The 14,071-nt window shown below is 42.9% G+C and carries 13 protein-coding genes; 12 read left to right on the forward strand and 1 reads right to left on the reverse strand.

All coding sequences use genetic code 11. The features are described 5' to 3' along the window. The 8 genes from scpA to BW986_RS04475 all read left to right on the forward strand — a co-directional run bounded on the left by scpA (window position 1) and on the right by BW986_RS04475 (window position 8,648). Window positions 1-2,193: a methylmalonyl-CoA mutase gene (scpA, locus tag BW986_RS04440; protein WP_076365457.1), complete on the forward strand. Its 2,193-nt coding sequence runs from the start codon at window positions 1-3 to the stop codon at window positions 2,191-2,193. Continuing rightward, window positions 2,193-3,320 carry a methylmalonyl Co-A mutase-associated GTPase MeaB gene (gene meaB, locus BW986_RS04445; RefSeq protein WP_076365459.1) on the forward strand — a complete coding sequence of 376 codons (1,128 nt, stop codon included), beginning with the start codon at window positions 2,193-2,195 and terminating at the stop codon, window positions 3,318-3,320. The genes scpA and meaB overlap by 1 nt, the downstream gene beginning before the upstream one ends. A gap of 209 nt (window positions 3,321-3,529) precedes the next feature. After that, window positions 3,530-3,967 carry a BrxA/BrxB family bacilliredoxin gene (locus BW986_RS04450; RefSeq protein WP_034308239.1) on the forward strand — a complete coding sequence of 146 codons (438 nt, stop codon included), beginning with the start codon at window positions 3,530-3,532 and terminating at the stop codon, window positions 3,965-3,967. Between the two features lie 642 nt (window positions 3,968-4,609). Further along, window positions 4,610-5,413, forward strand: a complete 804-nt coding sequence (locus tag BW986_RS04455) for a transporter substrate-binding domain-containing protein (RefSeq protein ID WP_179086019.1) — start codon at window positions 4,610-4,612, stop codon at window positions 5,411-5,413. Between the two features lie 131 nt (window positions 5,414-5,544). Further along, complete coding sequence (locus tag BW986_RS04460) at window positions 5,545-6,204, forward strand: amino acid ABC transporter permease (RefSeq protein WP_076366307.1); 660 nt, start codon at window positions 5,545-5,547, stop codon at window positions 6,202-6,204. Then, on the forward strand, window positions 6,197-6,919 hold the full coding sequence (locus BW986_RS04465; protein ID WP_076365463.1) for an amino acid ABC transporter ATP-binding protein: 723 nt from the start codon (window positions 6,197-6,199) through the stop codon (window positions 6,917-6,919). The genes BW986_RS04460 and BW986_RS04465 overlap by 8 nt, the downstream gene beginning before the upstream one ends. A 192-nt stretch (window positions 6,920-7,111) precedes the next feature. Further along, a complete protein-coding gene (locus BW986_RS04470; RefSeq protein WP_076365465.1) occupies window positions 7,112-8,101 on the forward strand; it encodes an aromatic acid exporter family protein in 990 nt (329 codons plus the stop codon). A 31-nt stretch (window positions 8,102-8,132) separates the two neighbouring features. After that, on the forward strand, window positions 8,133-8,648 hold the full coding sequence (locus tag BW986_RS04475; RefSeq protein WP_076365467.1) for a L,D-transpeptidase: 516 nt from the start codon (window positions 8,133-8,135) through the stop codon (window positions 8,646-8,648). 40 nt (window positions 8,649-8,688) lie between these two features. Here BW986_RS04475 and prli42 read toward each other — a convergent pair whose 3' ends face one another. Then, entirely contained in the window at window positions 8,689-8,784 is a 96-nt protein-coding gene (gene prli42 / locus BW986_RS30025; RefSeq protein WP_155726463.1) for a stressosome-associated protein Prli42, read from the reverse strand. Between the two features lie 167 nt (window positions 8,785-8,951). On the opposite strand from prli42, the gene mce reads away from it, so the two are divergent. From mce to BW986_RS04500, 4 genes are all read left to right on the forward strand, one after another. After that, window positions 8,952-9,377 carry a methylmalonyl-CoA epimerase gene (gene mce / locus BW986_RS04480; protein WP_179086000.1) on the forward strand — a complete coding sequence of 142 codons (426 nt, stop codon included), beginning with the start codon at window positions 8,952-8,954 and terminating at the stop codon, window positions 9,375-9,377. Beyond that, window positions 9,374-10,924: an acyl-CoA carboxylase subunit beta gene (locus BW986_RS04485; protein WP_076365471.1), complete on the forward strand. Its 1,551-nt coding sequence runs from the start codon at window positions 9,374-9,376 to the stop codon at window positions 10,922-10,924. The genes mce and BW986_RS04485 overlap by 4 nt, the downstream gene beginning before the upstream one ends. Before the next feature lie 233 nt (window positions 10,925-11,157). After that, on the forward strand, window positions 11,158-12,279 hold the full coding sequence (locus BW986_RS04495) for a tripeptidase T (RefSeq protein ID WP_076365475.1): 1,122 nt from the start codon (window positions 11,158-11,160) through the stop codon (window positions 12,277-12,279). A gap of 492 nt (window positions 12,280-12,771) precedes the next feature. Continuing rightward, the gene (locus BW986_RS04500) at window positions 12,772-14,046 is read left to right on the forward strand and encodes a DNA polymerase IV (RefSeq protein WP_076365477.1); all 1,275 of its coding nucleotides are present in this window, start codon (window positions 12,772-12,774) and stop codon (window positions 14,044-14,046) included. Window positions 14,047-14,071 lie beyond the last annotated feature (25 nt).

Here is a 14,071-nt window from a genome sequence, read left to right on the forward strand (position 1 = left end):
ATGAAAAAACCGAATTTTTCTGCTATAAATCCTGCTAAGTCAGAGGTTAAAGGTACGGTGGAAGCATGGAAAAAGGAAGTCGAAAAAGCAGTTGGGAAAAACATGGAGTATCTTCTGTTTGAAACCAACGAACAAATAAAAATCAAACCGCTTTATGTTGAGGAAGATAATCGCGATTTGGAGCATATGGAAAGTGTGCCAGGCATCGCTCCTTTTACAAGAGGGCCCTATCCTTCCATGTATGTCAATCGTCCTTGGACGGTACGCCAGTATGCAGGGTTTTCGACTGCCGAGGAATCCAATGCGTTTTACAGGCGTAATCTGGCGATGGGGCAAAAAGGGCTCTCAGTTGCTTTTGATTTAGCTACACACCGCGGTTATGACTCCGATCATCCACGCGTAGTCGGTGATGTGGGGAAGGCGGGAGTTGCCATTGATTCCATTCTTGACATGAAAATCCTGTTTGACGGCATTCCGCTTGATCAGATGTCCGTGTCAATGACGATGAATGGTGCTGTATTACCCATCCTTGCATTTTATATCGTGACAGCTGAAGAACAAGGCGTAACACAGGATAAGCTTTCAGGCACGATCCAAAATGACATCTTAAAGGAATACATGGTTCGGAATACGTATATCTACCCACCTGAAATGTCCATGAAAATCATAGCTGATATATTTGAGTATACATCCAAATATATGCCCAAGTTCAATTCCATTTCCATCTCCGGCTATCATCTGCAAGAAGCGGGGGCGCCGGCTGATATCGAACTTGCCTATACTTTGGCGGATGGGCTTGAGTATGCACGTACCGGAATGAAAGCAGGTATTGATATCGATAAATTTGCACCACGCCTGTCATTCTTCTGGGCTGTAGGAATGAACTATTTCATGGAAGTGGCGAAAATGAGGGCAGCTCGCTTCATTTGGTCCAAACTGATGAAACAATTCGAACCGAAGAATAATAAAGCGATGGCATTGAGGACGCATTCCCAAACCTCCGGCTGGAGCCTCTCCGAGCAGGATCCGTTTAACAATGTCGCAAGGACCCTTATTGAAGCGCATGCGGCTGCACTTGGGCATACACAGTCCCTGCATACGAACGCATTGGATGAGGCCATTGCCTTGCCAACTGATTTTTCGGCACGCATTGCACGTAACACACAGCTATATTTGCAGGAGGAAACCGGGATCACAAAAGTGATCGATCCATGGGCGGGTTCATACTATGTAGAATCGCTCACTAATGAATTAATCGAACGGGCTTGGGCTCACATAGAAGAAATCGAAGGTCTCGGTGGAATGGCGAAGGCTATTGAAACGGGCCTTCCAAAAATGAGGATCGAGGAAGCAGCTGCAAAGCGTCAGGCCAAAATCGATTCTCAAGTTGAAACGATCGTAGGCGTCAATAAGTATCGTTTGAAAAAAGAAGATCCTATTGAAATACTGGAGATTGATAATACGGTGGTTCGCGAAAGTCAGCTTAAGCGTTTGAGCGAATTAAAAGCGAAACGTGATCAGGCAAAGGTGGATGAAGCTCTTCAAGCGCTATCCATGGCAGCCAGAACTGGCGAAGGTAACCTTCTTGAACTGGCTGTCCAAGCTGCAAGAGTCCGGGCTTCATTAGGTGAAATATCCGATGCGATCGAAGAGGTGGCTGGACGTCACAAAGCAACGATCCGTTCCATCAGCGGCGTATATAGCTCGGCATACTCAAAAGAAGCGGAAATTGAGGAAGTCGTCCGCATGACGGAAGAGTTCCTTGAAAATGAAGGAAGAAGACCGCGTTTGTTAATGGCTAAAATGGGCCAGGATGGTCATGATCGCGGAGCTAAAGTAGTAGGAACGGGGTTTGCGGATTTAGGCTATGATGTCGATATCGGTCCATTATTCCAAACACCGAAAGAAACCGCCATCCAGGCCGTGGAAAATGATGTGCATGTAGTCGGAATGAGTTCGCTTGCTGCCGGCCATAAAACTTTGTTGCCGCAGCTCATGACTGAACTGAAGAACTTGGGCCGTGAGGACATTATAGTGATCATAGGCGGCGTCATCCCTGCACAGGATTATGATTACCTATTGGAAAATGGTGCTACAGCCATTTTTGGACCTGGTACGGTCATTCCACAGGCAGCGAAGAAAGTGCTTCAGGAAATATACAATCGCCTCGGATATGAGGAAGTGGCCCAATAATGAGTGAAGACAAGAAGCCCGAATGGGTCGATCTTAACAATCAGGAAGGTTTTGCATCTTCATTGAAGCCAGGTGTTGAATTAACTGCCAGCCAAAACAAACCTTCAAAAAGCAAATTCGTCAAAAAACATAATGTAAACATACCGGTCCATGAACTTAAAGAGGGAATCATAAAAGGGGACAGGGCTAAGCTAGCTAAAGGGATTACATTGGTTGAAAGCAATGCATCCCACCACTTGGATCATGCACAGGAATTATTGCATGCCATCCTTCCTCATACAGGGAACTCGATTCGCATCGGGATTTCCGGAGTGCCCGGTGCCGGAAAAAGTACCTTTATCGAGACGTTCGGAACTTACTTATGTGACAGGGGCCATAAGGTTGCCGTTCTAGCCGTCGATCCAAGCTCTTCAATCAATGGCGGTAGTATACTAGGTGATAAGACAAGGATGGAGGAACTGGCAAGAAACCCCCATGCCTTCATAAGACCCTCACCATCCGAAGGCACTCTAGGAGGAGTTCACCGCAAAACGAGGGAAACGATGTTGCTTTGTGAAGCGGCAGGATTTGATGTGATACTGATAGAAACTGTCGGTGTCGGTCAGAGTGAAGCTATAGTTCGAAGTATGGTCGACTTCTTCATGCTCCTCGTCCTAACGGGTGCCGGAGATGAATTACAAGGGATGAAAAAAGGGATTCTGGAACTTGTGGACGGAATTGTGGTCAATAAAGCCGACGGAGAGAACATTCCGCTGGCTATTAGGACGAAGTCCGAATATAGCAGAATCTTGCACTTCCTTCAGCCAGCAACAAAGGGATGGGCAGGAAAGGCATATGCTTGTTCTGCCATAACCGGTAAAGGAATTCCTGAGCTTTGGGATGTATTGAATGAATTTTCCGATATGACCAAGGAAACGGGTGTTTTTCAGGAACGGAGAAGAATGCAATCTAAGGAATGGCTTTATTCATTGATTGATCACCAGCTTAAAACGATGTTTTATAAAAATGAAACTGTCAAAGGACTTCTCCCTATACTCGAGAATCAAGTGATGTCAGGGAATAAAACGGTCACTGCTGCTGTTAAGCAGGCCTTTCAATCTTTTACAGAAACATTTAAATCAAATTAAAAAAGAAATAGGATGGGGCATGCGTGGAATGTCTCCTAAGCATGCCCCATCCTTTTGTAAGTCTTGTTGTTTCACACATGATTCCCGCTTCTATTTCGTTTTAAACATGTTCGGAACGGTTTCTGCGGTTTAACAGGTAAATTTATTGAATCACGAAGTGGCAATTGTTATGATAGGATTGAAGAGAAAACTTGGAAGGAGCAAATGCCATGAATATGGATTTTAATTTTTTAATGAACGACGTAGTCAAACAGGCTCGCGATGAGATAAAGACTGCTGGATATACAGAATTGACCACTCCCGAGGAAGTAGAGGAAGTATTTGCACAAAAAGGAACGACACTTGTCATGGTAAACTCCGTTTGTGGCTGCGCTGGGGGGATTGCTAGACCTGCAGCTGCTCATGCAATCCATAATGATAAACGCCCAGATCAGCTTGTAACCGTTTTTGCTGGGCAAGATAAAGAGGCGACGGAAAAAGCCCGTGATTATTTCGAAGGGTATCCGCCGTCATCCCCATCATTTGCATTACTGAAGGATGGAAAAATCATCACCATGATAGAGCGTCATGAAATTGAAGGGCACCACCCGATGTCTGTAGTAGAAAAATTACAAGACTACTTCGATCAATATTGCGAAGAAGTGTAAGCCCATAGCCATAGCTATAGCTAAAAAACCCGCCCAATCGGCGGGTTTCAGTTTGTAGACAAAAGGGGTTCGGAATCCGTCTCATCCCGAACCATGATGATAAAAAGAAGACATGGTTATCCCTCATGAATTTTACCTTTTTTATAGGGAATGAAATCCTTATTGGATTGAAGAAATATGCGACACTCCTGCCGAATTACTGTCTAGCCGAGACCCCGCAGGCGCTTGCGCGAGGAGGCTTGGCAGACAGTCGGCGGAAAGGGAGCGGATTTCTGAAATCAACTGGAATGTTTTTTTAGAAACAAACCGTAGTCAAACTCGCTTTTCTTGAAGTTTGTCTACATCTGAAACCGCCCATCCGGCGGTTTTTTTTATTCATGATTTTGCATAAGTCAGGGGCATTTAGGAAAGAAGATAGATAAGGATGCCGAAATATTTCCCTTTGGAGCTTAAAGCGCGAAAGTTAGAAATAAAATTATAGCAATATTCTGAAAAATAAATCTATTATTTACGTTATTGAATAATTATAAGAGTGTGTTAAAATACACATTAGTGTATGAATATTAGTTATTCAAATTTTAACTAAACCAAATTCAATAACAAGAGAATTGAAAATATCATTTTGGAGGAATAATAATGAAGTTGAAAAAGCAGTTAGCATTGTTGCTTACTTCTGTTTTATTAGTAGGTATTTTAGCAGCATGCGGAACATCCGGGAAAGAAGATAAGGACACAGCTGGTACAGAAGACAAAAAGGTTCTGGTAATGGGAACTTCTGCGGATTATCCGCCATTTGAATATGTTGAAACATCTAAAAGTGATGAAATCAAAGGATTTGACATCGATATCGCTAAAGCAATCGGAAAAAAATTAGGTTATGAAGTTCAAGTGAAGGACATTGACTTTAATAGTCTTGTGCCTGCTCTGGAAAATAAATCGGTCGATTTCGTTATCTCTGGAATGACGCCAACAGCAAAACGTGAGCAATCAGTCGATTTCAGTGATATTTACTATACAGCTAAAAACATGATCATCACGACAAAGGACAGTAAAATCAAAACTGTTGAAGATTTAAAAGGGAAAACCGTAGGCGTACAGCTTGCATCCATTCAGGAGACATTGGCAAATGACTTGAATAAATCCCAAGATATCGGGATGAAAGTTGAAAAACGGAACCGTATTCCTGAGGTTGTTCAAGAAATGTCAACAGGACGTTTTGATGCCGTGATCATGGAAGATACTGTGGCAAAAGGCTACCTGAAAGATAATAAAGAATTGGTGGGCCATGTGATCACGTCCGGTGAACAAGATGCCGGTTCGGCAATCGCTTTCCAAAAAGGAAGCAAGTTAACTGAAGAATTCAATGCCGAGTTGAAAAAAATGATGGAAAATGGTGAAATGGAAAAATTAATATTAAAATGGTTCGGTGGCAGTGAAACTGAATAATGCAGAGAGATGAAAAGCGTTCAGAAGAGATTTAGCATGCCTTCTGAACGTTTTTCCGCGCTTTATTGTTAATAAAATGAAGCAGGAGGAAGGACCTAAGATAACGGCCTTCATAAGAGAGGATGAATGGAGTGAATCTGGAATTTGAAAGGATTATGCCTTCCCTTCCATATATCCTGGAGGGAATACCGACTACATTAAAGGTTGTAGCGGTAGCGGCAGTAATCGGATTTGTTTTGGGAATATTACTATCTATACTTAAAATCAGCAGAATCAAGCCCTTGAATTGGATTGCTGATTTTTATACATCCATTTTTCGCGGTACGCCTTTGGTGCTGCAATTAATGTTGATTTATTTTGGTTCACCACAAATATTAGGGATTCAAATCGAAGCGTTCCAAGCAGCATTTTTAGCATTCGGGCTGAATTCAGCGGCATACATCTCCGAAATTATCAGGGGAGGCATTTTAGCTGTCGATAAAGGCCAACGAGAGGCTTCGCTTGCACTGGGGGTTCCCTATTCAGGGATGATGCTTAATATTATCCTTCCGCAGGCCATCAAGAATATCCTGCCATCCCTTGTGAACGAATTGATTTCCTTAACGAAGGAATCAGCCGTTGTCACAATTATTGGATTAGGGGATATCATGCGCCGTGCTTATATTGTCGGCGGTGAGACATATAAATTCTTCGAGCCGATATTATTTGCCGGCCTCATTTATTATGTGATGGTCATGGTTCTCACCATCTTAGGCAAAGTGATTGAAAGGAGAATGAGACGCAGTGATTAAAATTGATGGACTCAAAAAAAATTATGGAAAGCTCGAGGTATTAAAAGGGATCAGCACCGAGATAGGGCAGGGTGAAGTATTAGCCATCATCGGTCCATCCGGTTCGGGAAAATCAACTTTCTTGCGCTGCATCAATATGCTCGAAACTCCTACTGATGGTCAAATCAGGTTTAAAGATCAAATCATCACTGATAAAAAGACCAATATCATGAAAGTGCGTGAAAACGTCGGGATGGTATTTCAGCATTTTCATTTATTTCCACATAAAACCGTACTGGAAAATCTGACATATGCACCTATGAAGGTGAAAAAACTATCAAAGGCCGAGGCTGTAAAACAAGCTCGTGAGCTCTTGACTAAAGTCGGTTTGGCCGATAAAGAATCGTCTTATCCGAATCGTCTGTCTGGCGGGCAAAAACAAAGGGTCGCGATTGCACGGGCATTGGCAATGAACCCGGAAGTAATCCTTTTCGATGAGCCGACTTCAGCGCTTGATCCCGAGATGGTAAAAGAAGTGCTCGAGGTTATGAAGTCACTGGCACATACGGGGATGACCATGCTGATCGTAACGCATGAAATGGGATTTGCGAGAGAAGTGGCCGATCGTGTACTATTCCTGGACGGGGGTCTGCTCGTTGAGGAAAGTGCTCCGGAAGAATTCTTTTCCAATCCGAAAAGCCAGCGTGCAAAAGACTTCTTGGAAAAAGTTTTATAAGCTAAAGAAAATAGTATATAATTGTGAAAAAAGGTAACGTTTAGGTTACCTTTTTTATTTTTTTCCTATAATGTATTTTTGCTTGAAATGTATTTAGAAAAATTGGAAATTTAGCTCGCAAAGGACTGTGAAAATATCTGATTTCCTGATAGTATTATAATAGATAGAGAAAGTGCCAGGTGATACATAACAATGTTTAAAATCGGATACAGGACGATTAAAACTGCTTTGGGGGCCACCCTGGCAATTATTATTGCACAAATGCTTAATCTCGAATATTTCTCTGCTGCGGGAATCATTGCGATCTTATGCATTCAAGTTACAAAAAAGAAGTCGGTGTATGCCTCCTGGCACCGGTTTTTAGCTTGTTTGATCGCAATGGCCTATGCATCCCTATTCTTTCATTTCATCGCATTCCATCCGCTGATGATAGGTTTGATCCTCTTGATTTTCATTCCAACGACAGTTGCTTTGAAGATTAATGAGGGGATTGTGACGAGCAGCGTCATCATCATGCATTTATACGGGGCGGGTGACATCACTTTTTCCCTGCTGATCAATGAAACGATATTAATTGCAGTTGGAGTTGGAGTGGCGCTTGTCATGAATCTGTACATGCCCAGTGTCGATGATAAACTGCTGGCCTACCAGGAAAGCATCGAAACGAACTTTAGTGCGATCTTGATGGGAATTGTCCGCTATTTAAGGGATAATGATCACACATGGGATGGTAAGGAAATCACCGACACAGCCAATCTGCTTAATCAAGCCAAAAGCCTTGCCTTCAGGGACGTGGAAAATCATTTTTTAAGGGAAGAAGACCTGTATTACCATTATTTCAAAATGCGTGAAAAGCAATTTGAAATAATTGAACGAATTCTGCCCCTAGTCACGAATATTCCACTGGTTGTCAAGCAAAGCGGAATAGTGGCTGATTTTATAGAAGATTTGGCAGAAAACGTACACCCACAAAATACGGCCATCCTTTATCTGAAGAAGCTTGAGGAAATGGAGATTCATTTTAGGGGAATGGCACTGCCGCAGACACGGGAAGAGTTCGAATCCAGGGCCGCATTACTGCAGCTCATGAAGGAAATGGAGCGTTATTTATTGTTGAAGCATTCCTTCAAGGGACTGCCCAAGCTGAACAGCAGCCGAATGAAAAAGAGGCACTTGGCTTAAACTAAGCAAAAAAGTGAAGGAATTGATACAAATGAAATGGATCCTTTCTTTGTTGCTCATGCTATCTTTGTGGCCGTTGCAGGCACAAGCCCAACCTCAATCGGTTAAGCCTGGCGATCCGTTTATCATCATCAATAAAGCCAACAATAAATTGGCGTTCATTGATGATAACGAGGTCAAGGAGATCCTGCCGGTCGGTACGGGAAAGAGTCAAGAACTTACACCTGAAGGGATTTTCACGGTCAAAGTAAAAGCAGTCAATCCATATTACCGAAAAAAAAATATTCCTGGCGGCGATCCCAGGAATCCTCTGGGGTCGCGGTGGATTGGATTCGATGCACGAAATACCGATGGAAGGATTTACGGCATTCATGGTACGAATCAGCCATCATCAATTGGTAAATACATTTCAAATGGCTGTGTACGGATGCATAAATCCGATGTAGAGCGGTTATACGAAAAAGTCCCCATCGGCACTAAAGTGTTGATCACCATATCGAACGAGGATTTCAAAACGTTGGCAAAGAAAAATGGGGCGATAAAATAAAGAGAGGGAAGCTTTGCTCCCCTCCCAATTACGGTTTCTATTACAAAAGAAATGCGATACCTGATAATAAGCTCGTTAATAACATTGAGATAAGCATTAAATACACGACGATTTTTCTGATTTTCTTGTTTCCCATATGCTCTCTCCCTTAAAACAGTTTAATTGATTTTATTTTAACTTGAACATTTAGTAGAAACAAGTAAAAGTATAATGTTCATATTATTCCGAATCTTAAAAGGCTTTAATGCAAGATTAGTAGTATTTTAATGGAGTCATCCAATCATACATAGCATGGGGGTTTTTATGATGATTAAAAATATCGATCATATAGGTATTGCCGTCAAGTCACTGGAGGAAGCCTTGCCGCTTTACACGGAAACGTTGAAATTGAAACTTGAAGGAATCGAGACAGTGGAGAGCCAAGGAGTGAAAGTGGCCTTCATCCTGGCAGGCAATACCCGTTTGGAGTTGTTGGAAGCGTTGTCACCGGCAAGCCCAATCGCCAAATTCATCGAAAAACGCGGTGAAGGGATTCATCATGTGGCACTTGGCGTCGATGGCATCGAAGATAGAATAAAAGAAATCAAAGAATCTGGATTGCGCATGATTGATGATTCATCAAGAAAGGGAGCGCACAATGCGGATGTTGCTTTCGTTCATCCCAAGTCTACCGCGGGTGTATTATATGAGCTTTGTGAACAAGCATTATCAAAGGAGGAGCAGGAATGACAGACATATACGATACAATCAATGACCTATATGACAGACGCCGCAAAGTGGAAATGGGCGGCGGTGAAGAAAGAATCGATAAGCAGCATGAAAAGGGCAAACTTACTGCAAGGGAAAGAATTGATCTTTTAGTTGATCCGGGTACTTTCATAGAGCTTAATCCTTTTATCAAACACCGTAATACCAATTTTGGCATGGAAAAGGAAGAAGGGCCAGGAGAAGGGGTTGTCACTGGTTACGGAAAGGTCAACGGCCGCGACATTTATCTGTTTTCACAGGATTTTACTGTTTTTGGCGGCGCACTCGGTGAAATGCATGCTCTGAAAATTGCCAATGTTATGGATTTGGCAGCGGAAAATGGAGCCCCTTTCATAGGTTTGAACGATTCTGGTGGGGCTCGCATTCAAGAAGGCGTAGTTTCGCTTGACGGATATGGCCAAATTTTTTACCGGAATTCCATTTATTCAGGGGTCATTCCACAGATTTCGGTTATTATGGGACCTTGTGCAGGCGGAGCCGTATATTCCCCAGCCATAACCGACTTTGTCTTCATGGTTGAAAAAACGAGCCAAATGTTCATAACAGGTCCTAAAGTCATTGAAACGGTTACAGGTGAAAAGATTTCATCTGAAGGATTGGGTGGAGCGACAGTACATAATACCATAAGCGGTAATGCCCATTTCAAGGGAGCATCTGAGGAGCAAGTATTGGCGGACGTTAGACGTCTCCTGAGTTATCTTCCACAAAATAATGAAGAGAAGCCGCCGGTTTTGGAAGCAGACGATGGAGATGACTACCGTCCGGATTTAACGGATGTAGTCCCTTATGAAGGGATCCGTCCATATGATGTTCGGAAAGTATTGGAGCAGGTTGTCGATGAGGATTCCTTTATGGAAGTTCAAGAGGGCTTTGCGAAAAACATAGTGATCGGCTTGGCGCGTATCAAAGGGAAATCAGTGGGGCTTGTCTGTAACCAGCCAAAGGTATTGGCTGGGGGACTTGATATCGATTCATCAGATAAGGCTGCCCGTTTTATTCGTTTCTGTGACTCGTTCAACATTCCGCTAATTACGTTTGAAGACGTTTCAGGGTTTTTCCCGGGCGTTAAACAAGAACATGGCGGGATCATTCGCCACGGTGCAAAGCTGCTATATGCATATTCAGAAGCGACAGTACCAAAATTGACGATCATTCTGCGTAAAGCATACGGTGGAGCTTACGTAGCTCTTAATAGTAAATCAATCGGTGCGGATCTTACGTTTGCATGGCCGAATGCTGAAATCGCGGTTATGGGTTCTGCTGGAGCGGCAAATATCATTTTTGCCCGTGAAATTCAAAATAGCCAAGATCCGGAAGCGACACGTGCAGCTAAAATTGAAGAATACCGTGAGAAGTTCGCCAATCCATATGTTGCCGCAAGTCTTGGAATGGTGGATGATGTTATCGATCCCCGTGAAACCAGGATTAAGATCATTCAATCTCTTGATATGCTACGCAACAAAAAAGAAACCCGACCATGGAAAAAACACGGGAATATCCCGTTGTGATCCAACATTGCAAGGAGCCCAAACTATCTGTTTTGGGCTCTTTTCCATACTGGGGAAGATATCATTTTTTAAAGAAAATCATTTTAGTCATCATTCACCTTTTTAAAGCGGCCTATTGGCAGGGAAATGACCAGGATGCTTTTTTAGCCGGGCCTTCCTTTTCACATTATTTGCCGGGGCGCCGCTTTTAGCAGTATAATTAAAGAGGAAAACTTTTTTGGAGGTTTTATTTTATGATTAATGAAGAACGTTTAGTTAATGAATTTATGGAATTGGTGCAGATCGATTCCGAAACGAAAAATGAAGCAGCCATCGCCAAAGTGCTGAAAGAAAAATTCGGGGCACTGGGTGTAGAGGTTTTTGAAGATGATACAACAGCAGTTACCGGTCATGGTGCAGGGAATTTAGTATGTACTTTAAAAGGAAATAAAGAAGGCGTGGATACCATCTATTTCACCTCCCATATGGATACGGTTGTACCAGGTAATGGGATCAAGCCTTCCATCAAAGATGGATACATAGTTTCAGACGGAACGACCATTTTAGGGGCGGATGACAAAGCTGGATTAGCGGTCATGTTAGAAACGCTTAAAGTGTTGAAAGAACAGAATATCGAGCATGGTACAATCGAATTCATCATTACAGTCGGTGAAGAATCTGGCTTGGTAGGGGCAAAGGCATTGGACCGCTCCCTAGTAACGGCTAAATTCGGTTTTGCACTTGATAGTGATGGTAAAGTGGGCAATGTGGTTGTTGCTGCACCTACTCAGGCGAAAGTATCTGCAACCATTTTAGGCAAGACTGCTCACGCTGGTGTCGCTCCCGAGAAAGGCGTTTCGGCCATTACGATCGCTGCCAAAGCAATCTCTAGAATGCCATTAGGCAGAATCGACGAGGAAACGACAGCCAATATCGGAAGGTTCCAGGGGGGACAGCAAACCAATATTGTTTGTGACCATGTTGAAATCCTTGCAGAAGCAAGATCCTTGATTCCTGAAAAAATGGAAATACAGGTAGCGAAAATGAAAGAGGCATTCGAGACTGCAGCCATTGAAATGGGCGGACGTGCCGAAGTTGAAGTTAACGTCATGTATCCTGGTTTTAAATATGGTGCTGGTGATCATGTAGTCGAAATCGCAAGAAAGGCAGCAGAGAAAATCGGCCGTCCTTGCGAGCTGGTTAAAAGCGGCGGAGGAAGCGATGCGAATGTCATTGCAGGCTTTGGCATCCCTACTGTCAATCTCGCAGTGGGCTATGAAGATATCCATACTACGAATGAAAGAATCCCAGTTGAGGAATTAACGAAGCTAGCTGAAATGGTTGTCAGTATCGTCAAAGAAGTATCAGGGGAATAAACACCCTAAATAAGAGAGGGAGTTGGAGGGGAGTTTCCTAAAGTAAATCGAAAAAGGCGGCAGAGGTACGATGAATATGCCTTGCCGATTGAATACGTGTTTCCGTCGAAAAAGACCTGATGCCTTGCTTTCCGGGATTCAGCAACCAGGTAAATAGGCTATGATGGTCAAAGGCGGATTGCAATAAAGATGGATATCCTCTCCTTCAAACTATTTGTCCAGGAACCCGTGAAATCTTGATTTTTACCGAATATATTCAGGGTGTTGCCGTTTGATTACGATCATTGATCAGCAAAAACTCGTATATATTTGCCAAGATGTTAAAAGTATTGAAGGAATATATGTACAGTCATCAATGACATGATGGCTGTTTTTCTTGGAGTGGGAGCAACGTGGTTACCAAAGATAAATAGGGGTACCTTAATAGAAGTGGTTTTTTAGTGGGCCTATTATCCGGTATTTTTTATTTTTACAAGGATGTGACGGTCAAACATGAAGGACATGTATCCCAAAAATGGCAGGGTCATTCTCCATGTAGACATGAATAGTTTCTATGCTTCGGTGGAAATGTCATATGATGCTTCATTAAAAGGCAAACCGCTTGCCATTGCAGGCAATGTTGAAGAGAGAAGGGGCATAATCGTCACCTGCAGCTATGAGGCGAGGAAGTTCGGGGTTAAAACGACCATGCCGATTTGGCAGGCGAAAAAACTATGTCCCCAATTAGTTATTCAGAAACCGAATTTCGAGCGCTATCGAAAGGCATCACTGGCTATTTTCGATGTTTTAAGGCAATATACAGAGATGGTTGAACCGGTTTCGATAGATGAGGGGTATCTGGATATTAGTGAATGCGCCGAATTGGGTTCGCCTTTAGATATAGCCAATAGCATTCAGGAAAGAATTTTTAATACGATGGATCTCCCTTGCAGCATCGGGATTGCCCCTAATAAATTTTTGGCCAAAACTGCTTCTGATATGAAGAAGCCAATGGGAATCACCGTGTTAAGGAAACGGGACATTTCGGAAAAGCTCTGGCCTTTACAAGTGGGCCAAATGCATGGCATCGGGGATAAGACCTCGGAAAAGCTTCAAACTATCGGGATAATGACGATCAGGGACCTTGCACACGCCAATGACAGTCAACTTAAACAGCTTCTAGGGATCAATGGCATCCGTTTGAAAGATAGGGCAAATGGAATCGATCCAAGGGTAGTGGATCCCGAAGCGATTTTTGAGCATAAGAGCATTGGGAACTCGACAACTCTTCCGCATGACACTACCAATCAAAAAGAACTGATCGGTGTATTGGATAAGCTTTCCGGGAAGGTAGCCGTCCGCTTGAGAAATAAACGCCTGCTTGGTCAAAAAATAGGTGTGACGATCCGTTACAAAGACCGCCGCACAATAACGAGAAGCAGAACGGTTCCTAATCCGGTTTTTGAAAAAAAGGATATTTTGGATGAAGCTATCGATCTCTTTATGAAAAATTGGAATGGGGAAGGAATCAGGCTTCTTGGTGTCACTGCCTATGATGTCATCGAAAAAGAGTCGGCCTTCAAGCAACTGGATATTTTCTCCTTTCAAGAGGATGCAGAAAAAGAACCTCTGTATGAGGCGATGGAACACTTGCAAAATAAGTACGGAGAAAATATTATTAAAAAGGGATTACCCTTGAAAAACCGTTCAATTGGAACAGACACTAGCTTCAGCAAAGATTTCTTTGGGCAATCCAGGAGGAATGATCCTCCATTTGACAAAGAATAGCTTACAAGCTGTGTAAAGATATAGA

It is taken from the genome of Peribacillus simplex (genome assembly GCF_900156045.1).
Lineage (GTDB): Bacteria > Bacillota > Bacilli > Bacillales > DSM-1321 > Peribacillus > Peribacillus simplex_D.